The organism is Arthrobacter sp. 05L44 (genome assembly GCF_056397605.1).
Genome location: NZ_JBFTNS010000003.1, coordinates 179062 through 203194 on the forward strand (window position 1 = coordinate 179062; position 24133 = coordinate 203194).

The 24133-nt window shown below is 68.7% G+C and carries 27 protein-coding genes and 3 tRNA genes; 18 read left to right on the forward strand and 12 right to left on the reverse strand.

What is annotated here, in order from left to right; genetic code table 11:
• Window positions 1–25 precede the first annotated feature (25 nt).
• The 3 genes from AC1DHY_RS09580 to AC1DHY_RS09590 are packed head-to-tail and all read left to right on the forward strand — an operon-like array spanning window position 26 to window position 3049.
• Window positions 26–1171 (forward strand): LolA family protein, encoded by a 1146-nt coding sequence (locus AC1DHY_RS09580; protein ID WP_476878143.1) that lies wholly within the window; start codon window positions 26–28, stop codon window positions 1169–1171.
• The gene (locus tag AC1DHY_RS09585) at window positions 1168–2163 is read left to right on the forward strand and encodes an ABC transporter ATP-binding protein (RefSeq protein WP_476903529.1); all 996 of its coding nucleotides are present in this window, start codon (window positions 1168–1170) and stop codon (window positions 2161–2163) included. Before AC1DHY_RS09580 ends, AC1DHY_RS09585 begins: the two co-directional genes overlap by 4 nt.
• Window positions 2164–2203: 40 nt before the next feature.
• Entirely contained in the window at window positions 2204–3049 is an 846-nt protein-coding gene (locus AC1DHY_RS09590) for an ABC transporter permease (RefSeq protein ID WP_476878141.1), read from the forward strand.
• Between the two features lie 54 nt (window positions 3050–3103).
• On the opposite strand, the gene AC1DHY_RS09595 is transcribed toward AC1DHY_RS09590, so the two are convergent.
• The 4 genes from AC1DHY_RS09595 to AC1DHY_RS09610 all read right to left on the reverse strand — a co-directional run bounded on the left by AC1DHY_RS09595 (window position 3104) and on the right by AC1DHY_RS09610 (window position 7197).
• Window positions 3104–4537, reverse strand: a complete 1434-nt coding sequence (locus AC1DHY_RS09595) for a C40 family peptidase (RefSeq protein WP_476878140.1) — start codon at window positions 4535–4537, stop codon at window positions 3104–3106.
• Window positions 4538–4751: 214 nt separating this feature from the next.
• Window positions 4752–5192 (reverse strand): metallopeptidase family protein, encoded by a 441-nt coding sequence (locus AC1DHY_RS09600; RefSeq protein ID WP_476903530.1) that lies wholly within the window; start codon window positions 5190–5192, stop codon window positions 4752–4754.
• A 9-nt stretch (window positions 5193–5201) separates the two neighbouring features.
• Entirely contained in the window at window positions 5202–6221 is a 1020-nt protein-coding gene (locus AC1DHY_RS09605) for a DMT family transporter (protein WP_476903531.1), read from the reverse strand.
• 94 nt (window positions 6222–6315) lie between these two features.
• Entirely contained in the window at window positions 6316–7197 is an 882-nt protein-coding gene (locus AC1DHY_RS09610) for a LysR family transcriptional regulator ArgP (RefSeq protein WP_476903532.1), read from the reverse strand.
• Window positions 7198–7265: 68 nt separating this feature from the next.
• Between AC1DHY_RS09610 and AC1DHY_RS09615 the strand changes: the two genes are divergently transcribed.
• Window positions 7266–7868, forward strand: a complete 603-nt coding sequence (locus AC1DHY_RS09615; protein WP_476903533.1) for a LysE/ArgO family amino acid transporter — start codon at window positions 7266–7268, stop codon at window positions 7866–7868.
• 27 nt (window positions 7869–7895) lie between these two features.
• Here AC1DHY_RS09615 and AC1DHY_RS09620 read toward each other — a convergent pair whose 3' ends face one another.
• Entirely contained in the window at window positions 7896–8957 is a 1062-nt protein-coding gene (locus tag AC1DHY_RS09620; protein ID WP_476880289.1) for a PHP domain-containing protein, read from the reverse strand.
• A 196-nt stretch (window positions 8958–9153) separates the two neighbouring features.
• Here AC1DHY_RS09620 and AC1DHY_RS09625 point away from each other — a divergent pair.
• The 3 genes from AC1DHY_RS09625 to AC1DHY_RS09635 all read left to right on the forward strand — a co-directional run bounded on the left by AC1DHY_RS09625 (window position 9154) and on the right by AC1DHY_RS09635 (window position 9538).
• Window positions 9154–9226 (forward strand) — tRNA-Glu (locus AC1DHY_RS09625).
• A gap of 114 nt (window positions 9227–9340) precedes the next feature.
• A tRNA-Asp gene (locus tag AC1DHY_RS09630) sits at window positions 9341–9414 on the forward strand.
• A gap of 48 nt (window positions 9415–9462) precedes the next feature.
• Window positions 9463–9538: transfer RNA gene (locus tag AC1DHY_RS09635), tRNA-Phe, on the forward strand.
• Window positions 9539–9754: 216 nt separating this feature from the next.
• Here the strand turns inward: AC1DHY_RS09635 and AC1DHY_RS09640 are convergent.
• On the reverse strand, window positions 9755–10369 hold the full coding sequence (locus tag AC1DHY_RS09640; protein ID WP_476880288.1) for a polysaccharide deacetylase family protein: 615 nt from the start codon (window positions 10367–10369) through the stop codon (window positions 9755–9757).
• A 513-nt stretch (window positions 10370–10882) separates the two neighbouring features.
• Here AC1DHY_RS09640 and AC1DHY_RS09645 point away from each other — a divergent pair.
• The gene (locus AC1DHY_RS09645) at window positions 10883–11587 is read left to right on the forward strand and encodes a class I SAM-dependent methyltransferase (protein WP_476880287.1); all 705 of its coding nucleotides are present in this window, start codon (window positions 10883–10885) and stop codon (window positions 11585–11587) included.
• A gap of 37 nt (window positions 11588–11624) precedes the next feature.
• Here the strand turns inward: AC1DHY_RS09645 and AC1DHY_RS09650 are convergent, their stop codons facing one another.
• The 6 genes from AC1DHY_RS09650 to AC1DHY_RS09675 all read right to left on the reverse strand — a co-directional run bounded on the left by AC1DHY_RS09650 (window position 11625) and on the right by AC1DHY_RS09675 (window position 16683).
• On the reverse strand, window positions 11625–11963 hold the full coding sequence (locus AC1DHY_RS09650; protein WP_476880286.1) for a YciI family protein: 339 nt from the start codon (window positions 11961–11963) through the stop codon (window positions 11625–11627).
• Window positions 11964–12093: 130 nt separating this feature from the next.
• Window positions 12094–13317 (reverse strand): MFS transporter, encoded by a 1224-nt coding sequence (locus tag AC1DHY_RS09655; protein WP_476903534.1) that lies wholly within the window; start codon window positions 13315–13317, stop codon window positions 12094–12096.
• A 32-nt stretch (window positions 13318–13349) separates the two neighbouring features.
• Window positions 13350–14336, reverse strand: coding sequence for an aldo/keto reductase (locus AC1DHY_RS09660; protein ID WP_476903535.1), 987 nt, complete (start codon window positions 14334–14336; stop codon window positions 13350–13352).
• 28 nt (window positions 14337–14364) lie between these two features.
• Window positions 14365–14772: a (R)-mandelonitrile lyase gene (locus AC1DHY_RS09665; RefSeq protein WP_476878086.1), complete on the reverse strand. Its 408-nt coding sequence runs from the start codon at window positions 14770–14772 to the stop codon at window positions 14365–14367.
• A 493-nt stretch (window positions 14773–15265) separates the two neighbouring features.
• Window positions 15266–16354 carry a helix-turn-helix domain-containing protein gene (locus AC1DHY_RS09670; protein ID WP_476878087.1) on the reverse strand — a complete coding sequence of 363 codons (1089 nt, stop codon included), beginning with the start codon at window positions 16352–16354 and terminating at the stop codon, window positions 15266–15268.
• A 71-nt stretch (window positions 16355–16425) separates the two neighbouring features.
• The gene (locus AC1DHY_RS09675) at window positions 16426–16683 is read right to left on the reverse strand and encodes a hypothetical protein (RefSeq protein ID WP_476878088.1); all 258 of its coding nucleotides are present in this window, start codon (window positions 16681–16683) and stop codon (window positions 16426–16428) included.
• 266 nt (window positions 16684–16949) lie between these two features.
• Here AC1DHY_RS09675 and AC1DHY_RS09680 point away from each other — a divergent pair, with 266 nt between their 5' ends.
• The 10 genes from AC1DHY_RS09680 (at window position 16950) to AC1DHY_RS09725 (ending at window position 24117) form a co-directional block, all read left to right on the forward strand.
• A complete protein-coding gene (locus tag AC1DHY_RS09680) occupies window positions 16950–17651 on the forward strand; it encodes a TetR/AcrR family transcriptional regulator C-terminal domain-containing protein (RefSeq protein ID WP_476878089.1) in 702 nt (233 codons plus the stop codon).
• Window positions 17652–17800: 149 nt separating this feature from the next.
• On the forward strand, window positions 17801–18244 hold the full coding sequence (locus AC1DHY_RS09685; RefSeq protein WP_476878090.1) for a hypothetical protein: 444 nt from the start codon (window positions 17801–17803) through the stop codon (window positions 18242–18244).
• A 99-nt stretch (window positions 18245–18343) separates the two neighbouring features.
• Window positions 18344–18874, forward strand: coding sequence for an Asp23/Gls24 family envelope stress response protein (locus AC1DHY_RS09690; protein WP_476878091.1), 531 nt, complete (start codon window positions 18344–18346; stop codon window positions 18872–18874).
• Window positions 18871–19062, forward strand: a complete 192-nt coding sequence (locus tag AC1DHY_RS09695; RefSeq protein WP_476878092.1) for a hypothetical protein — start codon at window positions 18871–18873, stop codon at window positions 19060–19062. Before AC1DHY_RS09690 ends, AC1DHY_RS09695 begins: the two co-directional genes overlap by 4 nt.
• Complete coding sequence (locus AC1DHY_RS09700; RefSeq protein ID WP_476878093.1) at window positions 19059–19427, forward strand: hypothetical protein; 369 nt, start codon at window positions 19059–19061, stop codon at window positions 19425–19427. The genes AC1DHY_RS09695 and AC1DHY_RS09700 overlap by 4 nt, the downstream gene beginning before the upstream one ends.
• On the forward strand, window positions 19424–20092 hold the full coding sequence (locus tag AC1DHY_RS09705; RefSeq protein WP_476903536.1) for an Asp23/Gls24 family envelope stress response protein: 669 nt from the start codon (window positions 19424–19426) through the stop codon (window positions 20090–20092). The genes AC1DHY_RS09700 and AC1DHY_RS09705 overlap by 4 nt, the downstream gene beginning before the upstream one ends.
• Entirely contained in the window at window positions 20089–20700 is a 612-nt protein-coding gene (locus AC1DHY_RS09710) for a hypothetical protein (RefSeq protein ID WP_476878095.1), read from the forward strand. Before AC1DHY_RS09705 ends, AC1DHY_RS09710 begins: the two co-directional genes overlap by 4 nt.
• A gap of 202 nt (window positions 20701–20902) precedes the next feature.
• A complete protein-coding gene (locus AC1DHY_RS09715) occupies window positions 20903–22186 on the forward strand; it encodes an ABC transporter substrate-binding protein (RefSeq protein ID WP_476878096.1) in 1284 nt (427 codons plus the stop codon).
• 6 nt (window positions 22187–22192) lie between these two features.
• The gene (locus tag AC1DHY_RS09720) at window positions 22193–23230 is read left to right on the forward strand and encodes a carbohydrate ABC transporter permease (RefSeq protein ID WP_476878097.1); all 1038 of its coding nucleotides are present in this window, start codon (window positions 22193–22195) and stop codon (window positions 23228–23230) included.
• Complete coding sequence (locus AC1DHY_RS09725; RefSeq protein ID WP_476878098.1) at window positions 23227–24117, forward strand: carbohydrate ABC transporter permease; 891 nt, start codon at window positions 23227–23229, stop codon at window positions 24115–24117. Before AC1DHY_RS09720 ends, AC1DHY_RS09725 begins: the two co-directional genes overlap by 4 nt.
• Window positions 24118–24133 lie beyond the last annotated feature (16 nt).

A 24133-nucleotide genomic window follows, 5' to 3' on the forward strand; every position in this document is an offset into this window, starting at 1 on the left:
GCTGCCATGTTGGAGCGCGGTCGTTATGACCCGCACCTGGTTGCGCTGGCTGCCGGCCGCAACCGTTCCTGCCGTGATCGCCGCCGGAGCGCTCGCCGGGTCCCTGCCCGCCAGCGCCGGGGATCCGTTGCCCGCCAAGACGCCGGAGCAGGTGCTCGCCCTGATCGCGCAGCACCGGGATGCGTCCTACTCGGGAACCCTGGAACAGACCTCCAGCCTGGGGCTCCCGGCACTTCCCCAATCCGGGCCGGGCACGGCAACTGCAGACACCGCGTGGCTGGAGCTGCTGACCGCACCGCACACCGCACGGGTCTACCGGGACGGGGCGGACAACGCCCGCATCCAGGTGATGGACCGGCTCGCCGAGCGCGACCTCGTCCGGCACGGGAACGACGTCTGGTTCTACAACTCCAAGGACAACACCGCCGAGCACGCGGTCCTTCCGGCCGGAGCCGGGACCCGGCACGCGCCGGGGAAGGACGCAATGCCCACCCCCGATGCGCTGGCGGCCAAGCTGCTTGCCAAACTGGACCGCAGCAGCGAGTTGACGGTCGGGCCGGACACCGAGGTGGCCGGGCGCGCGGCGTACCAGCTGGTGCTCAAACCCCGGTCACAGGTCACGTTGCTGGAATCCGTCGAGATCTCGGTGGACGGCCAAAACGGTATGCCGCTGGGCGTCGAGGTGACCTCCCGCGGGCAGTCGGAACCGGCGTTCAGCGTAGCCTTCACCAAATTGTCCCTGGATACCCCGGACCCGGCGCTCTTCCGGTTCAGCCCGCCCGCCGGCGCCACCGTCAAGGAGATCCCGGTCCCGGACCACAAGCCGGGAGCTGCGAAGGACCGGTCCGGCGCGGCCGCGAAGGACCATAACAAGATGTCCAAAGAGCCCGCCAAACTGATGAAGAACCGGGCCAAAGTCACCGGCACCGGGTGGGAATCCGTCGTCGAACTGCCGGCGGGCGCCCCCGGATCCGGCGGTCCTGAGACGGGCGCCCCGGAAACCAGCGGACCGGGCGCGGCTGCATCCCTGCTGGCCAGGGCGGCGGTCCCAGTAGCCGGCGGCCGGCTTCTCTCCAGTGCACTGGTGAACTTGCTGATCCTCGACGACGGCCGGGTGTTCGCCGGGTCCGTCCCGCTGGATCGGCTCCAGGCCGCGGCCGCCGCCCGGTGACCGCCGTCGCGCCATCCACCGAGCTGAGCATTGAAACCCGCGGCCTGAGCAAACGCTTCGGCCGGCAACTGGCCGTCGACGGCGTGGACCTCGCCGTCCCCAAAGGTTCCGTCTTTGGTTTCCTGGGCCCCAACGGCTCGGGGAAAACCACCACCATCCGGATCATGCTGGGCCTGGCCGCGGCGTCGGGCGGCTCAGTGCGTGTCCTGGGCGAGGACATGCCGCGGCAGCTCCGCAGCGTCCTGCCCCGGGTCGGGGCGCTGGTGGAAGGTCCTGCCTTCTACCCTTTCCTCTCCGGGGCCGCCAACCTCGCCCGGTTCGACGCCGCTGACCCGGAAACCGCGGCGGGGACGCGCCGGGCCCGGGTGCGGTCGGCGCTGGAACGGGTGGGCCTGGCCCACGCGGCGGACAAAAAAGTCCGGGCATATTCGCTGGGCATGAAGCAGCGGCTGGGGATTGCCAACGCCCTGCTGGCGCCGCGGGAGCTGCTGGTGCTGGACGAGCCAACCAACGGCCTGGACCCGCAGGGCACTCGCGAGGTGCGCCACCTGGTGCGTTCCCTCGCCGCGGACGGGGCCACTGTCTTTGTCTCCAGCCACCTGCTAGCCGAGGTGGAACAGATCTGCACCCACGCCGCGATCATGAGCGCCGGCCGGCTGGTCGCCCAGGGCCCGCTCCCGGAACTCCGGCGTGCCGGGCGGGCCAGGATCCGCCTGCTCACCCCCGACCCCGGCGCTGCTGCCGGGGTGCTGGCCGGCCTGGGACTGACCGCTGACGGTTGGAATCCCGACGGCGGGGGTTCCGGGGCGGTCGGCGAGGTGCTGACGGCGCCGCTGCCGGCCGGGCCCGGTGCGGGCCAGCCCGCGCCTGAGGAAATGGTGGCCGCCCTCGTGGCGGCCGGCGTCCGGGTGCGCGGCTTCACCGTGGAACAGGGCAGTCTGGAGGACCGCTTCGTGGAGCTGACGGGGGAGGGGTTCGACGTTGCCCAGTGAACCGTTGCCGGAACCGCTACCGGCACCCGCGCCTGCAGCAGTGCCAGCAGCGGCACCGGCTGGCCGCCGCACGCCGGGGCTGCGGCTGCTCGGCTCCGAGCTGGCCGTGCTGTTCCGCCGGCGCCGGACCTGGGCCATGCTGCTCGCCCTGGCTGCCATCCCCGTGCTGATTGCCCTGGCCGTCCGGCTTTCCTCGGCCGTGCCGCCCGGACGAGGCCCGGCTTTCCTGGACCGGATCAGCCAGAACGGCCTGTTTGTCGGCGTCACCGCCATGCTGGTGGCTGTTCCGTTGTTCCTGCCCCTCACCATCGGAGTGGTGGCGGGCGACACCCTGGCCGGCGAGGCTGGGCTCGGGACCCTCAGGTACCTGCTGGCTGCCCCGGCCGGGCGGGTCCGGCTGCTGGTGGTCAAGTATGCGGGCGCCGTCGTGTTCGCCGTCGTGGCGCCGTTGACCGTGGCCCTGGTCGGAGCCGGGATCGGGGCCGCACTGTTCCCGGTGGGGCCTGTGACCCTGCTGTCGGGGGACACCATCGGCGCCGCCGACGCCTTCGTGCGGCTGCTCCTGATCGCCGCCTACCTGGCCGTGTCCCTCGTGGGGCTCTCAGCGATCGGCCTGTTTATGTCCACCCTCACCGACGTGCCCGTCGGGGCGATGGCCGCCACGGTGGTGCTGGCCGTTGTGTCCCAGGTCGCGGACGCCCTGCCGCAGCTGGACTGGCTGCATCCGTGGCTCTTCAGCCACCGCTGGCTGGACTTCGGCGACCTGCTGCGCCTGCCGGTCGTGTGGGACTCGTTCGGGGCCAACGCACTGCTGCAGGGGGCATATCTGGCCGTGTTCGGCTCCCTCGCTTACGCCCGCTTCGCGACGAAGGACGTGCTCTCGTAGACGCACTGCCCGCCCACGGTTAGGACGGCCGTCGGAGACGTCCCGGCGCGCTGGTCAGTACCGGGCGGCGTACGGGTACAGCTGCATCCCGGCCATGGACGCCAGGTCCGTCACGGTAATCCCGCTCTCCGGATTCAGCGCCTGGACCACCCGGCCCCCGCCAAGGTAGATGGCGACGTGGTAGAAGCCCGGCGCCGAGCCCCAGACCAGGAGGTCCCCGCGTTGGGCCGCAGCCAGGGGTACTTTCACGGGCGCCTGCGCGAACTGCTCGGCAGCGGTGCGTGGCAGGCTCTTCCCGGCGGCCGCGAAGGCGTTCTGGACCAGGCCGGAGCAGTCAAAACCACGGGCGCCGGTCCCGCCGTAGAGGTAGAAGTACGGTGCGCCCACCTTGCCGAGGGCGGACGAAATGGCCACCTCGTTAGAGCCGCCCGGCGAAGGCGCGGGAGCGGGGGCGGGGGCAGGAGCGGGAACAGGTGCAGGTGCAGGAGCAGGTGCAGGAGCAGGAGCGGGCGCGGGAGCGGGTGCAGGCGCGGGCTCGGGGGCCACGGGCGCCACGGGGGCCGGGGTATTTGCTGCGGGCGGCTGCGGCGCGGGGGCGGCCGGCCGGTCCGGGGCTGCCGGCGAGGAACCGGCCTGTGCCGGGGGTGCGTCCGGGGCGGATTGCCCGCCGGACGCGGGCGCGGCCGTCAGCGCGGCCAGTTGGGCCTGCTGGCGCTGCCGGTCCAGGGCGTCCACCCGTGCCGACTCCAGGGCCACCGTGGTGTTGCGGAGCGTCGCCAGTTGGCTGACCAGGACCGTCCGCTGCGCCGCAGCGTCGGAGACCGCCTTCAGCCGGTCCGCGTCGGCGCGTTCGGCGTCGGCCTTGCGTGATTCCGCCGTACGGGCGGCGTCGTCGGCGGCCCGGTCAGCGTCGGCCGCGGCATCTTTCGCGGACTGTGCCGCGGCCGCAGCCGTCTCCGACTCCTGGAAAGCGCGGCTCCGGTTGGCTGCCAGGGCTTCCAGGGTCGCGGCCTGCTGGAGGGCCCTGCCGTCCCCGCCGACCAGGCTGTCCAGTGCAGGCGTCATACCGCCGTTGCGGTAGAGGTCCCCGGCCAGTTGGCCGACCAGTTTGCGTGCCTTGGCCTGCGCGGCTTCGGCGGCGGTGGCTTTTGCCTCGGCCAGCGCCGCGGCGTCCCGGCGGATGCCGAGCTCAACGAGGGCATCCGCGTAGGCGTTGTTGGCAGCGAGCGAGGTCGCTAGGCCCGTCTCCTTGGCGGCGGAGGCTTCGGCCAGGATGCGGTCGATGCGGGTCACCTGGTCCGCCGTGGCGTGTTCATTGGATTTCGCGGCAGCGATGTCGCCCGGCGTGGGGAGATCCTCGGTAGCCGGCACCCGGATGGCGGAAACGGACGTCGCCGGCGAGGCTTGTGCGGGGAGCGCCAGCGTACCAAGCAGTACGACGGCGGTGCCTAGGGCCGCAGCCCTGCCGCCGGGTCGGGTCCAAGCCATGGAAAACCTCGCTGCAGTCAGGCTGGAACGAGCGAGGTCTGAAATTGGCACATAAAAATGCCACCTCTGCGGATCGCCCAGCAGGCACGAGGCTACGTGCCAAATGCAACTTTGGCAACAAAGGTCACATCAGTAACATAAACAACAAGAATGTCATTTGGCCGGATTTGCGGCGGGCGTGTCGCCTGATCCGGCTGCAGAAGGAGCCCGGGGGCTAGCCCCAGCCGAGTTCGTGCAGGCGCTCGTCGCTGATGCCGAAATGGTGGGCGACTTCGTGGACCACGGTCACCGTCACCTCCTCGACCACGTCCTCGCGGGAGGCGCAGAGCTCCAGGATGGGCCGGCGGTAGATGGTGATCCGGTCCGGCAGCGAGCCGGCGTCCCACCAGGAGTCCCGCTCGGTCAGGGGCACCCCCTCATAGAGCCCCAGCAGCACCGTGTCCGGATCCTCCCCGGGCTGCGGGGTGTAGTCATCCTCGATGAAGACGGCCACGTTGGTCATGGTCCGGGCCAGTTCGTGCGGAATCCGGTCCAGGGCCTCGCCCACCGCGGTCTCGAACTCGTCCTCGGACATCGGGAACGGGCCGCCGCCGTCGTCCGTGGGGCCGCCGCCCTCGGGCACAATGGGCAGGCCGGGAGGCAGGGAGCCGGTCATCCCCTCACTTTAGGCCCTGCTCCGCGAGCCCGCGGCGGGCCGGGAGCGGCGCCGGGTCAGGGCGACGCCGGCGAGGCAGATCACGCCGCCCACCAGGCCCCAGACAGTGGGAATTTCGCCGAGCACCAGCCAGGAGATCAGGATGGTGGTGCCCGGGACCAGATAGGTGGTGGCGGCCAGCCGGCCGGCGTCGATCAGCGAGAGGGCGTAGGCCCACGTGGTGAAGGCGATGGCGGTGGGGAAGACGCCCAAATAGACCAGCCCCAACGTTGCCGACAGGGGTGCGGCCTGCACTTCGGTGACGAGCTGTCCGCTGAAGGGCAGGCAGCAGACGGCGCCCACCATAATCCCGAACCAGGTGGCCTGGGCGGCGGGGAACTTGCGCAGGACCGGCTTCTGCACGATTACGCTGACCGCCGCGAGGGCTGCGGCGAGCAGGCACAGCAGCACTCCGGCGACATCCGCTGTCGAACGCTGGCCGGATCCCAGGGCAATAACCGCCACTCCGCCGAAGGCCACCAGGCTGCCGATGATCAGCCAGCGCGGGAAGCCTTCCTTCAGGATGATCCCGGCCATCACGGCGACGAGGATGGGGTTGACGTTGATCAGGAGGGCTGCCGTGCCCGCGTCGAGCATGTGCTCGGCGGCGTTGAGGGCCAGGTTGTAGCCCCCGAACCACATCACACCGTAGGCCAGGATGGGCCACCACTCGCGCCCCCGGGGCAGCACGGCGGACTTCCGGAACTGGGGCAGCACCACCAGGCCCAGGATGACGGCGGCGACTGCGAGCCGCCCGAGGGTCAAGGACCCGGGGGAGAAGCTGGGTCCGACTGCCCGGATGCCGACGAAGGCCGACGCCCAGAGCACCACCGTCACCACAACGGCTGCGATGCCGAGCCGGCTGATCTGTCCGGTCTTGATCGGGGCCGGGGGTGTGGCCGGGGGTGCCGCATGTGAGGCTGCTTCGTGGGTGCTGTCCGGCTGGGGGTGGTCCGGGTGGGGGGTGCCTGTCTCGGCGGTTGTTGCCATGGTGCCAATCTAGCCGGTGGACGGACACCGGGGCTGGCGGAAATCGGTCAGGTCTAGTCGAGTTCCTGCCAAACCGCGGCGCCGGGTCTCCGGCTCAGCGGAGCGGACGTGCGGCGGCCTGGATCGCCGCCGCGACTTCGTCGAGTGCGGCCGAGCCGTGCCGCCACTGCTGCCAATGCAGCGGCACGTCCACATGGGCTGCAGGATCCAGCGACACAAGGGCGCCGTCCCGCAGTTCCTCGGCGGCTTCAATCTCGGGGAGCAGCCCCCACCCCATCCCCCAGCGGATGGCTTCGGCAAACTCATGGGCCGCCGGGACGAAGTGCCGGGGCGGCCGGGGGACCGGAGTGCCCACCGACCGCAGGTACCGGTCCTGGAGACCGTCCCTGCGGTCAAAGACCATCACCGGAGCCACGGCCAGGGTGTGCGGGGAAACCCCGTCGGGAAACCACCGGGCGGCGAAGTCCGGCGTGCAGACCGGCAGGTAGCGCATCACGCCGAGCCGCCGGGAGGAACAGCCGGGTGCTGCCTTGGCGGTGGTCGTGACAGCGGCTGCCGCGGCGCCGCTGCGGAGGAGTTCCAGGGAGTAATCCTGGTCCTCGCGGAGGATTTCGAGCTGGACCCGTCCCGCGACGGCCGCGAGCCCCGGAAGCGCCCAGGTATGCAGGGAGTCGCTGTTGATGACCAGTGTCAGGCGGACCAGCTGTGACCCGGCGCCCGGCCGCAGCTCCTCGGCGAGGTCGGCAGACAGCAGCTCCAGTTGCCGGGCGAACCGGACCACGGCCTTCCCGGACTCCGTGGGGCCGGGCGGACGCGCCCGCGTCAGCACCGGGCGGCCGACGGCGGCCTCAAGGGCGCGGATCCGCTGGCTGACGGCCGACGGGGTGACGGAGAGGTGCTCGGCCGCGGCGTCGAAACTACCGAGCGCGACGATGGCCGCCAATGTCCGGGCCTGCTCGGGGGCGATATCGATCATTAGCTCATCTTATGTATGTGGAGAAACTTTAACTGGTTTCATTTTGGTGCGGGACCTACCGTGGACTGGTGATCGTTCCCCTGCTGTCCGGCCTCTCCGCCGGCCTGTCCCTCATTGTTGCCATCGGCGCGCAGAACGCTTTCGTCCTCCGCCAGGGGATCCAGCGTTCCCATGTGGCCCTGGTGGTGGCGGTCTGCGCCGTGTCCGACCTCGTGCTGATCGTCCTCGGCGTCGCCGGGATAGGAGTCCTGCTGGACCGGGCGCCGGCGGCCCTGGTGGTCATCCGGTGGGCCGGCGCGGCCTTCCTGCTGGCCTACGGGCTGCTGGCGGCACGGCGCGCGGTCCGCGGCGAACAGCTGGATCCGGAGAAAGGGAACAAGATCCTCAGCCGGGGCGCCGTGCTGGGCACCTGCCTGGCTTTCACATGGCTGAACCCGCACGTCTACCTCGACACCGTATTGCTGCTCGGTTCCCTCGCGGCCGCGCAGGGCGAGACGGGGCGCTGGTGGTTCGCCGCCGGGGCCGGGCTGGGCAGCATCGCCTGGTTCACCGCGCTCGGTGTGGGGGCGCGGTTCCTGACGGCCCTGTTCCGGCGCCGCACGGCATGGCGGGTGCTCGACGCCGGCATCGCCGTGGTGATGGTTACCCTCGCCGTCCTGCTGCTGACCTGAGCGCCGCTGCCGCCGCGGGCCGGCGGGTCAGTGCTCCCCGCGGGTCCACTGGAGGAGCCGGTCGACGGGCCAGGTGGTAATGATCCGCTCCGCCGGGACGCCGTTCCGGGCGGCCCGCTCCGCCCCGTATTGCAGAAAGTCCAGTTGGCCCGGAGCATGCGCGTCGCTGTCGATGCTGAACAGGCAGCCGGCGTCGAGGGCCAGCTGGATCAGCTCATCGGGAGGATCCTGCCGCTCCGGCCGTGCGTTGATCTCCACGGCCACGTGGTGCTCCGCGCACGCGGCAAACACCCGCTTCGCGTCGAACTCCGACGGCGGCCGGGTTCCGCGGCTCCCGTTCAGGAGCCGGCCCGTGCAGTGTCCCAGCACCTTGGTGTGCGGGTTCTCGATCCCGGCCAGCATCCGGCGGGTCATGGTTTTCCGGTCCGAGCGGAGCTTTGAGTGGACGCTGGCCACCACCACGTCCAGCCTGTCCAGTAGTTCCGGAGCCTGGTCGAGCGTCCCGTCTTCGAGGATGTCCACCTCGATCCCGGCCAGCAGGCGGGGCTGCGCCGGACCGGCAGGCGCAGCCTTGCTCCCGGCCGGCGCTGCCTGGCGGTGCTCCTCGATGGTGGCGATCAGCTCCAATTGCGCGGCGAGCCGCTCTTCGCTCAGGCCGTTGGCGATCCGGAGCGTGGGGGAATGATCGGTCAGGGCCACGTATTCGCGGCCCAACATCCGGGCCCCGTCCAGCATGGCCTCGACCGGCGAGCCGCCGTCGGACCAGTTGCTGTGCATATGCAGGTCCCCGCGCAGGTTCGCCAGCAGCTCCTGGCCGCCCTCGGCCAGGGGAGCGGCGCCGCGCTCGCGCAGGTCCGCCAGATAGTCGGGGACGCCGCCGTCGACCGCCTGGGCAATGACCGCGAACGTCCTGTCGCCGATGCCCTTCGTCCGCTTCAGCCGGCCGTCGGCCGTGCGGGCCGCCAACTCGGCGGGCGCCAGGCCGCCGATGAGTTCGGCCGCCTTCCGGAATGCCTGCACTTTGAAGGTGGTGGCGCGTTCACGTTCGAGCCAGAAGGCGATCTCGTTGAGGGCAGCAGTGGCGTCCATCCGACCATCAATTGCACAGCCACAGTGGCTGTGTCCAGAGCCTATTCCCGGGAGGAGGGAGGGATTTTGGAGATTCCGGAACTTGGCCCTATAGTTTTATAGGTCCAGTTCGGAGGAACCCGAAGGGAACAAAAACGGCAGGCTTCGGCCCTACATTTTTGCCCTCGTTCACGCGGTTTTACCGGATGGCGTCCTGGCCCCCATCGTCTAGCGGCCTAGGACACCGCCCTTTCACGGCGGCGGCACGGGTTCGAATCCCGTTGGGGGTACGCAAGGAAACTGGTCAAGCCGGATGAAAAAGTCTGGTAGGCTAAAGGCCTTGAAAAATTGCGGAAGCGATTCCGCAAGATGCAAGAAACAGCAGGAAAACGTAGTAAAAGTAAGGCCCTGTAGCGCAGTTGGTTAGCGCGCCGCCCTGTCACGGCGGAGGTCGCGGGTTCAAGTCCCGTCAGGGTCGCTCTGATTGCCAGAAGAAATTCCGGCCGTCAAGGTGACATGTCACCTAGGCTCTGTAGCTCAGTTGGTAGAGCGTTCGACTGAAAATCGAAAGGTCACCGGATCGACGCCGGTCGGAGCCACCAGCTAGAACCCCGCAGTTCCCAGTGTCTACACGGGAACGGCGGGGTTTTTTCGTTGTCTCGCGTCCTGTCTCCCGCACAAACCCCCGGTGAAATCAGGTGCTACTTGTCCGGGGGAGCGGGAGGAAGGTCTCGCCTCGGTCCTTCATGAGGGCCAGGGCGTGCGTGAGCCCGGCGGCGGTGCCACCGGCGGGGTGGTTGCCGTGGGCGATGACAATGTCACCCGCCCGTGCCCGGGATATCTCGCGAGTGACCGTCGCGGCGGGAAATGTGGCGCCGGCGTCGCCGTTGATGCTGAATCCGACCGGGACGACAACCCAGGGAACGGACGATTGAGGCGGAGACCTCGTCCAGATGCGCGGTTCCGGGCCTGAAGTAGCGTGGACGGGCCCCGGTGAGGTCGGCGAGGCGAGCGTCGTTGGTCATGATCTCGTCGTAGACCTCGCCGGGGTTCCTGGTGCCCCGGATCCCGTATGCGCTCCTAGCTGTGACGGACAGGGGGCGGTGGGCGGTTCCGTGGTTGGCGAGTTCGAAGAGCGGGTCAGCGGCCAGGTCCTGGGCCAGCGCCTGGTTGGCGGTGATCCACCGGGAGTTCAGGAACAAGGTGGCCGGGATCTCCTGCTGCCGCAGGACGGACAGGAGGGCCAGGTCCGCTCCAGTGCCATTTATCCCGCCGCAAAAATCGAACGTCAGCGCCACCCCGGCGGTTGCCGGGGGCAGCCGGGTCAGCACCCCGGGCGCTTCCACTCCCCAGTACGTCGCGGGGCGTCGGGCGAACGCCGCCGTCACCTGGTTCCGGGTCAACATCGGTCCCGGCAGCGCGGGGAGGTCCAACGGATGCTGATCCGACGGTGAAGCGGTTGCGGAGGGAGTGCCGATGTGGGCCGCGGCCGCGGCTCTCTTGCCCGGGGTATCAACCCGCGGCGGTCCCGCCCGGCGGGGTACGTCCGGTCCGGCCGTCCCGGTTCCTTGGCGATCAGGGGCGCAGCCGGTCAGTGCCAGGGCGGCGGCGGTCAAAATGAATGACCTCCGGTCCGGAGTCCATGCCACAGCAAATGGTCCGATCTCTTCACAGTGAAACCCAGCGGGGAAGCTGGCCGCGCCAGGAATTTGGCACGCAACGGCTGGCCCCGGTGAAGAGTCCCGCCTGAGGCTAAGGGTACGACTCCTCAGCGGGTCTGATGCCCCGCCAATCCGTGCCGTGCGTATTTTAGGCCCGGCTGCCCGGGCATGCCCCCGTGCTTCAAGGCGGCCACGTCGTTCACCCTGGGTCAGCCGCCGCCGGCCGTGTTGTTACGATCGGGCTGACCGTAACGACCAGCAGTGTTCTCCTGAGAGCGGGTTTCCGTGAAGGCCAACCACTACGACAACTTCGCCGAGCGCTACGCGGCCGAGAATGACTCCAGCCTCCTGAACGCCTACTACGAGCGGCCGGCGATGCTGGCCCTCGCCGGCGACGTCGACGGCCGCCGGATCCTGGACGCCGGGTGCGGCTCCGGGCCCCTCTCGGCTGCCCTCAGTGCCAGGGGCGCGGCCGTCACCGGCTTCGACGCCAGCCCGGCGATGCTCGAGCTTGCGCGGCAGCGGTTGGGGGCGGCCGCGGACCTCCACGTGGCCGACCTCGGCGGGCCGCTTCCGTTCCCCGATAACTCTTTCGACGACGTCGTCTGTTCCCTGGTGCTGCATTACCTCGAGGACTGGTCGGCGCCCCTCGAAGACCTCCGGCGTGTGCTGAAGCCCGGCGGCCGCCTGATCCTGTCGGTCAACCACCCCACGGTCACCGTCGTCACCCAACCGGCCGAAGACTATTTCGCCATCCGGCAGTACTCCGAGGACTACGAGTTCGACGGCGAACCGGCGGTCCTGACCTTCTGGCACCGCCCGCTGCACGCGATGTTCAGCGCGTTCACGGCGGCCGGCTACCGCGTGGCCGCCGTCAGCGAACCAGAGCCGGTTCCGGACACGCCCAAAGAGCTCCTTCCGCCGCGCATCCTGAGCGGTGAGAAGTCGGCATTCCTGTCCTTCATCTTCTTCGTCCTCGAAGCCACCTGACAGCAGGCGAAAGTGTGGTCAGCCGGCGGCGCCGTGGTTATGCGTCGATCCGGCGGATTTCGATCGGCCACAGTTCTGCCTCCCCGAGCTTGGCCGCGATTTCCCCCGCCCGGTCCATGTCCACGCAGTCCACGATGTAGTACCCGGCCAGGAATTCCTTGGTCTCCACAAAGGGCCCGTCGGTGACTGTGGGCCGGCCGCCGTCCGAGGAGACAAACTTCGCCTCCTCGCTCAGCTCATGGGCCGTCACGAATTCGCCCGAGGCCCTGAGTTCCTGCTGCAGCGAGGTGTGGGCCTGCATAATCGCGTTGATCCGGGCCTCCGGGAGCGCGTTCCAGGTGTCGGCATTGTTCGGGATCAAGAGCAGGTGTTTCATTTCTCTCCTTCTTGGCGGTCGCTACACCAGTACGACGCCCGGGACACCGTCAAAACGACAGGCGGCGGCGAACTTTTTCCCACGCTAGTCCAAGGGCGGCAATCTCCCTGCAGGTGCAGGGACCGGCCGCCTAGCTGCTGTGGGATGGGATTGCCCGGGGGCTTCGGGCAGCAACAAGCGTTCCGATCCAAACCACCAGGGCGAGGACGGCGTAGCCGGCGGTGATGACCGGGAGGCTGATCACCCGGCTGGCCTGCCCGGCGATGAGGCTGGGGACTGCCGATCCGGTGTACGAAATGGAGTAGATCACGGCGAGTAGGCCCGCGCGTTCCCGGGGGAGCGCCTCGGGCAGGAGGGTGTTGATGCTGCCCGAGGTGGCGATGCCCATCCCGATGCCGCCGGCGACGCCTGCCCCGATGAACAGTCCGAGGATTCCGGCGGTGCTGGCCACCGTCAGGCCGACGCCGGCGACGGCGACCAGCGTCATCCCGGTCCGCTGGGCGGCCGCCGGGGTGAAGCGGCCGGCGATGAAACCGCCGAGGAAACCGGGCGCCATGTAGGAGGCGAACACGGCGGCTGCGGCCAGGGGGCTGTGCGAGCCGAGGTTGTCCGCGGCGATGGAGGGCCCGAAGGACGTGAAGTAGCCGCCGAAGGCCCAGGTGGCGACGAAGATGGCCGACGCCAGGGGCAGGTAGGGGCGGGACGCGGCCGGCACCGCCAGGTGCGGCTTCAGCGAGGACCAGGCGCCGGGGGCGCGGGGAACGGTTTCGGGGCGGGTGGCAAGGGCTGCGGCGCAGGCGAGCAGCAGCGCCGCAAACACACAATAGGTGAGTGCACGCGGAACCGCTGCGAACTCGACGAGCAGTCCGGAGAGGAAGACGCCGAGGGCGAGCCCGATAGTCGCAGCGGCGGTGGTGACGGCCGCGACCAGCCACGGTGGGCGACGCGGTGCGGTGTCGACGACGTACGCGCCGATGGCACTGGATGCCAGGCCGGCCGCGAGTCCCTGAAGGGCGCGGCCGGCGAGAAGCGGCAGGAAGCTGTGGACCGCCAGCAACGTGAGGCAGCCGGCGACGGCAATCAGCAGGGCGGCGAGGGACACCGGACGGCGGCCGAAGTGGTTCGAGAGCCGGCCCAGGAACACCAGGGCGAATACGGCGCAGACGAAATAGGCGACGGCGGCCAGCGAGAACTGGTCGTTCGTCAGGCCGTCGGCTTTCCGGTAGGCGTCGTACAGAGGTATTGGCGAGGCCCCCGCAGCGAACACGGAAACAAATGACACGGTGGCCGCGATGAAGCCGCGGCCACGGGCGGGGGCGGTGGAGCGGGCGGGGCTGGGGTGTGTTTGGGTCATGGGGTTTCTGGGTAGGTGCGGACCTGTTGGCGTCAGCGGTTGACGTAGCCCAGGTGCTGGCTGTTGTAGCGGGCGCCCTGCACACCGATCCGCCGGGCGAGGGCGTCGAGGTCGGCGACGTCGTCCGCGGACAGGGCCACCGCCGTGGCGCCGGCGTTTTCCTCGATCCTGGCGGTGCTGCGGGTGCCCGGAATCGGCACGATCCATGGGTGCTGGGCGAGCAGCCATGCCAGGGCGATCTGCGCCGGCGTCGTTCCCTTGCTGCTGGCGAGGCCGGTGACGTGCCCGACGAGTGCGGCGTTGGCGGACCGGTTCTCCTCGGTGAAGCGGGGAATGGTGGCGCGGACGTCGCCCTCGGCGAAGGTGGTGGCCGTGCCCACCGTCCCCGTCAGGAAGCCCTTGCCCAGCGGACTGAACGGCACGAACCCGATACCCAGCTCGGCGAGCGTTGGCAGCACCTCGGCCTCCGGGTCGCGGGTCCAGAGCGAGTATTCGCTCTGCACCGCCGTCACCGGCTGCACCGCGTGCGCCCGGCGGATGGTTCCTGCCGACGCCTCTGAGAGCCCGAAGTGCCGGACTTTGCCTTCCGCGATTAGCTCACCGACGGTGCCGGCGACCTCCTCGATGGGCACGGCGGGGTCGACGCGGTGCTGGTAGAAGAGGTCGATGACGTCGGTGCGCAGCCGCTGCAGCGAGGCCTCGGCGACCCGGCGGATTTGTTCCGGCCGGCTGTCGAGGCCCACGCTTTTGCCGCCCTCGATACGCCAGCCGAACTTGGTGGCCACCTGGACGTGGCTGCGGATCGGCTCCAGGGCCTCGCCCACGAGTTCTTCGTTCACGTAGGGTCCGTACACCTCGGCCGTGTCGAAGAAGGTCACCCCGAGGTCGACGGCGGAGCGGATGACGCCGATCATGTCCTCACGGCTGCCCGGGTTGGGCCCGTAGCTTTGCGACATGCCCATACAGCCCAGGCCGACGGCCGAGACGGTCAGGCCTTGTCCGAGGGTACGTGTGTGCATGATTGGTCTCCTTGCAGGTCGGTCGGTATCAGGGGCGGGTGCCGTTGTACTGGTCGTCCGTGATGTGCTCAAGCCAGGTGGTGGTCTTGGCGGGGTCATCGCCGTTCTCCAGCATGGCGATGTGCTCCATATAGCAGCCAGGTGCCGCGGCGTGCCAGTGCTCCTCGCCCGGCGGGGTGTACAGCGTCTGCCCGGGGTGGACCTCGATGATCTTGCCGTCGCGTCCGCCGAACCGGGCAATGCCCTGGGTGACACGGAGGAACTGCCCGCGGGCGTGGGAGTGCCACGCAGTCCGGGCGCCGGGAGCGAAGCGGACCGTGGCGACCACCATGCGCTGGTCGGTTTCGTGCGGCAGCGCGATGGGATCCAGCCAGACATCACCGACGAACTGCTCGGGCGGGTTCTTGCCGGTGGGTTTGGTGGGTTCGATGTTCATGCGGGCCTGCTCTCACTATCCGGGGAATTGCAACGTCCCACCCACGCTACGGCCGCATTCGGCGCTGAGGGAGTCTCCGTCAGTACCACCCTTGGCAGGGCCACTCTGGGTCCGAAAGTGTGGGAAGAAAAACACCGTGGACAAACCGGCCGCGACGGCGAATAATCCAAAATGTGTCGGGCGATTGACCCCCCAATGCAGTCGCCCGACCACCTGTTCCCCTCCCGGGCCATGTCGGCGATCAGCGGTGCGACATCTCGCGCCCTAAAAACTTCCAAAGGCGGCGGGTGCGGCCGCGTTCCGGCCTGCGCACCGCCGTCGTCGTCGCTGAACGCCCGATGGCTCAGATAATGCGTTTCTGCCCGAATTTCGATCACTTCGTGCGGCCTTGTGCCCTGTCCGGGACGGCGGCCCGAAGGCTGATTTAGGCTTCCAACAGCGGGGTAGGGAGTGCCCCCGGTCGTCATTGGGGGGACCGGGGTCGCTGCCGCCTTCAGGCGCCGAGCGTTCGCCGGAGCGCGGCAAGCCGCTCCTCGAGCGCTGAGTGGTCATCCCGCAATTCCCGCACCCCAAGGCCCGTGACATCCTTGAGCGCCCGTCGCAGGGCCTGCGTGTTGGCGAAACCTGCCGTAGCGGCAATCCGGTCCACCGTCTGGAGCCGCCACTCCGGGTCACGAAGCAACTCCAGGGCCCGTGCGGTCCGCAGGAGCCGGACCCGTGCGGCGATCCCCAAGTCCTCGCCTTCGAACAGGGTAAACAGGGTGCGCCGGGACACGTGAAAGTGGTCCGCTATTGCTTCCGAACCCATGTTTTCCGAGGCATAGTTCCTGTGCAGGTAGTTCTTGACCGCCAGCCGCTGCGAGGGCGCCAGCGATTCCGGTGCGGCTGGGACGCCGAGCAAGGACGAGGTCAGCGCGGTCACCGCGGAGCGCAGGACGGCGCTGGCGGCCTCCGCATGCGCCTCCATCCCCGCGGCCCTGCAGTTCAAGAGCAGGGGCATCAGGAGGGAGCGCAGCACAGGATGCTGAATGAGGTTCTCCACCTCGGCCAGCCTCGTGGCCCTCACCCCGTCCACGCCCAGGCCGGATTTAGCAAGGTTGAGCTGAATAACGTGCATTCCCGCCGGGGCGCGGAACTTGCCGCCGTGGGTGAGGTCAAGGAACCGGACCCGCGGCGACTGGATGGAGACCGGTTCGCCCGAGAAGTTGTAGGTCCCGGAAGGTGCCTTCACGAAATACGCAAGCCGCAGATCATCCAGGTCGCCGTTGGCCTCCCACGCACCCGCGGCAGGCCCGTTCCGGAGCTCAATCAAGCTGAATCCAGGCCCGCTGAAGCTGGTGGCGGTGGGGGCAAAATGCGGCGAAACGGGGCCGGTAGCTTCCAGCCGCACGGGCGTTTCCACCGCCTGGCTGTACCAGTGGCGCCAGTGCTCGAAGCGTTGGGGCGGCGTCAACCGCTCCGGAACGTCGTAGAGGCGCCGGAAGCCGTGGCCGGGGCCTCCCTGGCCGGCATCCGCGCCAACGGGGCCGGTGCCGGAAGTCAGGTTTTCAGGCGTACCGCGGCCACCTGCAGGATTGAGCATGACCGGATCATAGTCGGTCCGGTTGCCTGAGGTAACGGCCTATGGACCCGATTCGCGGGCGGACTGTGGGGTTAGACCATGTCCGGGTAGCTGGTGAGGATGTAATCGGCCGCGGCCGTGCCAGTCATCCGCAGGCCTGTCCGGGTGGGGTGGATGCGCTTTTTCTTCATTGCGGCCCAGAAGGCATTTTCGGGGCCCGGGGTGGTCTCGCCAAGGACGCACCAGCTCGTGTACAGGCCGTAGAGGCGGTCCCGGCCCATGGCGTGGTTGGATGCAGGATCGCGGGTGATGGCTTCCTGCAGGAATTGGTCGTAGTGAGAAGTTGCCATGATCGGCTCATTTCCTCGGAGTGCATTGGGCGCCGCCATGTGGCTATAGCAGCGGGAGCCTCAACTTCGTGCACGCGGCGCTGAGGCGTGGTGCTCCCGGTGCGCTGACTGTGCAGCTGATTCCCGGGGTGGGCGTTGCCATCCGGTCCGGGGGAGACCGGCCGAAACAACAACCCTACGTTGTAGACTCTAGGCGCAGACTAGGCATTAAGCAATGCGGTTCCTGCCATTCGGCGAATTGCCGCACCCACCCGAAACGGAATCCCATGACGCGCGACGAGAACCAGGCACCCGGCGAGCGGAAGCCGCTTAGCCGCGAACTCGTTATCTCCGCAGCCTTGGCCCTGGTGGACGCCGAGGGGCTGGAGGCACTCACGATGCGCCGGCTGGGACAGCGGCTGGGCCGGGACCCGATGAGCCTGTACCGGTACGCGGAAAACCGGGCCGCACTACTGGACGGTGTGACGGAGCTGGTCCTGAATGAGCTGGTGATCGATGCCGGCGCCGCCGACTGGCAGGCGCAGTTGCGCAGCACCGCCCACGACTTCCGCCTGCTGGCACTCCGCCACCCCAACGTGGTGCCCCTGCTGGTGACCCGGCCGCTGTCGACGCCGCTGGGGCTGCGGCCGCTGGGAACCCTGCGGCCGCTCGAACAGATTTTGGCGCTGCTGATCCACGCCGGATTTGCCCCAGCGGACGCGCTGCACGTCTACCGCGCCTATTACGGCTACCTTTACGGGCACATCCTCAACGAACTGCAGGAATTCATTGTGGATCCCGATGAAAACGAGGCCGTGCTCCGCCTGGGCCTGCACCGGCTGCCCGCAAAGGAGTTCCCCCGATTGCGCGCGCTGGCCCCGGTCCTGGCCGAGTACGACGGCGCCGGCGAACTGGACGAGGGAATCACCATCCTGCTGACCGGACTCGCCGCACGCCTTTCTCCGCCCGCCGGGCTCCCGCAGCCCTGACCGGGCATCGCATGTTGATGCGTCGGCGACGGCGCCCGGGTTGGGGACACGCCGGCCGCCACGGCTAGACTCGCACGCTGGGGAAGAACGCCATCGCTGCGGACCGCCCCCTGGCGGCCTGCGGCGCAATCTCGACCAGAAAAGTGATTGTGAAGAAAACTGCACACCAGCTGACCGTTACCGCCCTCCTCGCCGCCCTGGCACTGACCGCGTGCTCGGCGCCGGAAGCTGCGGCCCCGCCGTCGTCGGCCCCTGCGCAGACGGCGACTCCCACCCCCAGCCCCACCAAGACCTCCGGACCCTTCGGTGACTTTGCGACCGCGGCCGAAGCCTGCAAGACCATCTCCGAGCAGGCCACGGGGGCGTCCTTGCTCCCGCTCTCCGCCGCGCAGGGCAAGACCGCCGAACTCGAGCAGCACAAGGCCGAACTGAGCCGCACGGCGGAGCGGGTTCCGGACAGCCTCAAGGCCGCCTTCGCGAGGCTCAACCAGGTGGCCGTGGCCGGCCTGAGCGACCAGACCGTCTTCTCCAGCGGCAAGTTCCAGGACGCCATGGCTCCTGTGACCGGCTGGATCGCCGCTAACTGCAAGTAGGGCGCTCCCGCCGCAGGCCCGCTCCGGAAATCCCGGTGATGTGGCCCCGCGGTGGGCCCCAAGGGCTAGGGTGGTGTCAAAGAGAAGGGGGAGTGCCTCATGGAGTACCAGAATCCTGAATCCACCAACCCGGCTGCCGGTCCGGCGGCAGGACTGCCGGAGACCCGCCTGCCGGAGACCCGCCTGCCGGAGACGCGGTTGCCGGAGGCAGGGCTGCCCTTCGCGGCGTCCGCCGCGACCGGCCGCACCGTGATTTCCGAAGCCGCCGTCGCAAAGGTGGCCGGCATCGCCGCCCGCTCGGTTCCGGGCGTGTACTCCCTGGGCACTGGACCGTCCCGCGCTCTGGGTGCGATCCGCGACGCCGTGGGCAGTCCGGATCACGCCGCCGGCGTCCGGGCCGAGGTGGGCGAGACCCAGGTGGCCGTCGACATTGACCTCGTGGCCCTCTACGGCACCCCGCTGCACCCCCTCGCGGACCAGATCCGCGCCGCCGTGTACGCCGCTGTGGAGGAGCTCGTGGGACTGCAGGTCATTGAAGTGAACATCGAAATCCACGACGTCTTCGTCCCCGGACCGCCCAAGCCGGCGGCCGCCGGAGACGTGCGGCCCGTGAGGGAGGCCCTGCAGTGAACCTGACCGTGGCGGGCATCGCAGCCGGCGCTTTCCTTGCCTTTATGTCCTTCGCGTTTGGGGTCTGGGGCTTCCTCGGATCCCTGCTCTTTATGGCTATCGGAGCCCTGCTGGGCCGCGCGGCGGAAGGGAAACTGGACCTGCGCGGCGTCGTCGACGCCATCACGGGCAGGCGTTCCTCCTCATGACTGACGGCACCGGACGGAGCCTGGCCGGACACAACCGGATCAGCACCCAGGCGCTGACCAGCGTGGCACGCGCCGCGGCCGCCGAAGCGCTGGGCGTCCCCGCCCCCGACGTAAGGGCTGACTGGACGGACGACGACGGCCTGCTGGCCCTTTCGCTGGTCACCCCGATCGCCGTCCCGTCGCTCTCCTCGGTGCTCCGTGATCCGGCCCGCGTCACGGCCTTCGGTGGCCCCATCTGGGACCGTGCCGTGGCAGCCAAAGCGGAGATCCTGCGGCGGGTCACCGAACTGAGCGGCGCGCAGCTTAGTCGGGTGGACATCCGCATCAGCGGAGCAAGCATCACAGAGGGAGGGCGGGTCCGGTGAGCCAGGCAGCCGAGCGCCAGTATGGCGAAACAGGGAGCAGGCCGGCCGCCCCGGCGTCGGATCCCACGTCCGGACCGGACACCGGAACGAGTGCCCCCGGGATGGCCAAGGTCCTGGCCCGGGAAACCAGCTCTTCCAGGGCTGCCGCCTCCGTCATTGCGGCCATCCTGGTGATCGGGCTGTGTGTTTACGCCCTGCTCGAGACCGCCGTCCGTGCGGTCGGGCAGCCGCCGTGGCTGATTGACCCGCAGGCCGCGGCCGAGCGCATCATCGAGCTCCCCGCCGGCGTCCCGCCGCTGCTGCTGGGCGTCACCGGGGCCGTGCTGCTGGCCGCGGGACTGTTCTTCTTCCTCAACGCCGTGCTGCCGGGCCGGCGTGCCCGCCACGTGCTGGCCGATCCGAGGGCCGGCGTCGTGGTCGACGATGAGGTGATCGCCTCCGCCCTGGCGCGGCGTGCACGGCTCGCCGCCAACGTCACCCAGGAACAGGTGATGGTGGTGGTCTCCAGGCGGCAGGTGCTGGTGAACGTCCGGCCGACCTCCGGCGTGCCCCTTCGCGCGGCAGACATCCAGGCCGCCGTAGAGGCAGAGCTCACGGACATGGCGCTCACGCCCCGGCCTGAGGTGCGGGTCAATCTGGCCTCGTCGGGGGTGATCGGCGCGTGAACAGCACACCCCGGATCCTCAACCGGATTCTGCTCGCCATCCTTGGCGCCAAGCTGCTGGCGATCGGAGGGCTACTGATCCTGCTGGCGACGGTGCCGGCGGTCGGCCGCTGGTGGCAGGGCTGGTCGGCAGGGGCATGGAGCGGGGTCCGCGGACTCGTGGACCGCACCCGGCTCCCCGGCCGCCCCGAAAGCTGGCTGTGGATCCTCATCGTGGTCCTGTTGCTGGCCGTGATCGTGGCCATGGTCGCCTGGCTTGCCCAACAGGGCAAAGGCCGCGCCAACCTGCTGGTCGCCGAGGACGATGCCGGGGATGTGCCCGGCAACGTCCGGATCGGCGGCGGTGTGGCGGCGCAGGCCCTCCGGGCCGCCCTTGCCGACCGGCCGGACCTGGCCGGCGCCACTGTCGGGACCTACGAGTTCGACGGCGAGCCGGCTCTCCGGATCCGGGTGCAGCCCCGCCAGGGTGTCGCGCCGCACGCCCTCGCCGCCGAGGTGTCGGCGCTGGTCGAGGCCCTCGACGCCGTCGTGGGCAAACGAACCCCCGTGCTGATCCACCTCGGGGCCGGCGCCCGGTCCCGGTTCGGGCGCGCCGAGCGCGTCCGCTAAACGCATCCGCTGGCACGTGCGGTTAGCCGCCGGAAACATGTGCCCCACCCGGAACACCAGCACCGGACCGGCCTGCACCGGTCTCCGTTGCGTAAAGGTTTAATGTAAACGCTTGCATTCCTCACCATCGTGTCGCTAGTGTGATTGCCACCACACCAACTGCACCACCGGTACGAACCGGTACTCAGCGAGGAGCACCTGCATGAAAACCCGTAAATACCTACTTCCCGTAGCCGCGGCCGGTGTTTTGGCCCTCTCCCTCTCGGCCTGTGCAGGCGGTGGAGGCGGCGGTGGTAACTCCGCGGGCGGCGGCGACGCGGCAGCAAACCTGGACGGCCGGGGCCCCATCACCTACGTACAGGGCAAGGACAACAGCAACGTTGTGCGGCCGCTGATCGAAAAGTGGAACGCGGCGCACCCGAACGAGAAGGTCACGTTCAAGGAACAGACCGACCAGGCCGACCAGCAGCACGATGACCTGGTCCAGAACTTCCAGGCCAAGAACGCCAACTACGACGTTGTCAGCGTGGACGTCGTCTGGACCGCCGAGTTTGCGGCCAAGGGCTGGCTCCAGCCGCTCAAGGACAAGATGGCCCTCGACACCGCCGGCATGCTCAAGCCGACGCTCGAGGCCGCCTCCTACAAGGGCACCCTCTACGCCGCACCCGAGTCTTCCGACGGCGGCATCCTCTACTACCGCAAGGACCTCGTCCCCACCGCGCCCAAGACGTGGGACGAAATGATGGGCATGTGCTCAATCGCCAAGGCCAAGAACATCGGATGCTACTCCGGCCAGTTCTCGAAGTATGAGGGCCTCACCGTGAACGCCTCCGAGGCGATCAACTCCTTCGGCGGGTCCGTGCTCGACAAGGACGGCAAGCCGAGCCTGAACACCGAGGAAGCCAAGACCGGCCTGGGTAACCTCGCCAAGGCCTACGCGGACGGCAACATCCCCAAGGAAGCCATCACCTACAAGGAAGAGGAATCGCGCCAGGCGTTCCAGGACGGCAAGCTGCTGTTCCTGCGCAACTGGCCGTACGTCTACAACCTGGCCACCACCGAAGGCTCGTCCAAGGTCAAGGACGTCCTCGGCATGACCGCCCTCCCGGGCAAGGACGGCCCCGGCGCCTCCTCCCTGGGCGGCCACAGCGCCGGCATGAGCGTCTACTCCAAGAACAAGGCCACCGCGCTGGACTTCCTGAAGTTCCTCACCACCGAAGAAACGCAGAAGTTCTTCGCCACGCAGGGCTCCCTCGCCCCGGTGCTCAGCAAGCTCTACGACGACAAGGAACTGGTCGCCAAGCTGCCGTACCTGCCCGTGCTGAAGACCTCCATTGAGAACGCCGTCCCGCGTCCGGTGACCCCGTTCTACCCGGCCGTTACCAAGGCCATCCAGGACAACGCATACTCGGCCATCAAGGGTGAGAAGGCAGTGGACGCAGCGCTGTCCGATATGCAGAAGTCCATCGAAACCCAGACAAAGTAGTCACTCATGGCAACCGAATTGGGCCCGACGCCGGTAAAGAAGCCGGCGTCGGGCGGGGTCGAACCCCACCACGCACCGAAGGGGGTGGGGGAGGACAACGCCATCGCGAGCCAGGGTAAGTGGGCTTCGTGGCTGCTCGCCCCCACCATCATCGCGCTGGCCGTCGTCATTGTTTACCCGATCGTCAGCGCCATCATCATGTCCTTCCAGGCCGACGCCGGGCTGGACCCGGCCACCGGCCTCTTCGCCGAAGGCGGCCCGGCCGGTTTCAAGAACTACGTCAACTGGCTCGGCCAGCAGTGTACGTCGCCCAACGGCGGCAGCGTGGCCTGCCCGCCGGGCACCCTCGGCTCCCAGTTCTGGTCCGCGACCGCCACCACCTTCTTCTTCACCATCGTCACGGTCACCCTGGAAACCGTGCTCGGTTTCTGGATGGCCATCATCATGGCGCGCACCTTCAAGGGCCGCAGCATGGTCCGCGCGGCCGTGCTGGTGCCGTGGGCCATCCCCACCGCCGTGACGGCCAAGCTGTGGCTGTTCATCTTCGCCTTCGAGGGCATCGCCAACAAGCTCTTCAACACCTCCATTCTGTGGACCGGCAGTGAGTGGCCGGCCAAGTGGGCGGTCATCATTGCCGACGTCTGGAAGACCACGCCGTTTATGGCGCTGCTCATCCTGGCCGGCCTGCAGATGATTCCCGCTGAGGTGTACGAGGCAGCCAAGGTTGACGGCGCATCGGCCTGGCAGCGGTTCCGGATGATCACCCTGCCGCTGGTGAAGCCGGCGCTGATGGTGGCCATCCTTTTCCGCACCCTGGATGCGCTGCGTATGTTCGACCTCCCGTACATCCTCACCGGCGGGGCCAACAACACCACCACGCTCTCGATCCTGGTGATTAACCAGATCAGGCAAGGCTTCAACGTGGCGGCGGCGCTATCGACCATCACGTTCATCATCATTTTCCTTGTCGCCTTCATCTTCGTGCGCTTCCTTGGCGCGAATGTTGTGGAGCAGCAGACCGGCGCTAGTAAGGGGAAGAAATGACCACCGCCGCGACCGAGCTGCGCGCGCAGCAGGACCGGGGGCGCAAGACGGCCCAGAACCGGGAGAAATGGGCCCAGGGCCGCACCTACATCAGTGCGGTTGTCATCCTGATCTGGTGCCTGGCGCCGGCCTACTGGATGGTGGTGACGGCGTTCCGCGACGTGGGGTTCACCTACGACACCTCGGTATTGCCGTCGCACGTGACCCTGGACAACTTCAAGACCGCGTTCGACACGTCGTTCGGCAACCACTTCGGCCAGGCGCTGCTCAACAGCGTGTTCATCGGCGTCGTCGTCACCGTGGTGTCGCTGCTCATCGGCGTCTTCGCGGCCTACGCGCTGGCACGGCTGAACTTCCGGTTCAAGTACCTGGTGCTCGGCTTCATCCTGGGCGCATCCATGTTCCCCGGCGTCGCCCTCATCACCCCGCTGTTCCAGCTGTTCACCAACATCGGCTGGATGGGCACCTACCAGGCCCTGATCATCCCGAATATCTCGTTCGTGCTGCCGCTGACCGTCTACACCATGACCTCCTTCTTCCGCGAAATGCCGTGGGAGCTCGAGGAATCGGCCCGGGTGGACGGCTGCACGCAGGGGCAGGCATTCCGCAAGGTGATCATGCCGCTCGCGGCGCCGGCCATCTTCACCACGGCCATCCTGGCGTTCATTTCCTCGTGGAATGAATTCCTGATCGCCAGCCAGCTCTCGTCCGACGCGACCCAGCCGGTCACCGTCGCGATCGCGAGCTTCGCCGGCGCGCAGCCCAACCAGATCCCGTACACCGCGATCATGGCGGCCGGCACCATCGTGACCATCCCGCTCGTGATCCTGGTGCTGGTCTTCCAGCGCAAGATCGTCGCGGGCCTGACCGCCGGCGCCGTCAAGTGATGGCTGTGGCGGCAGC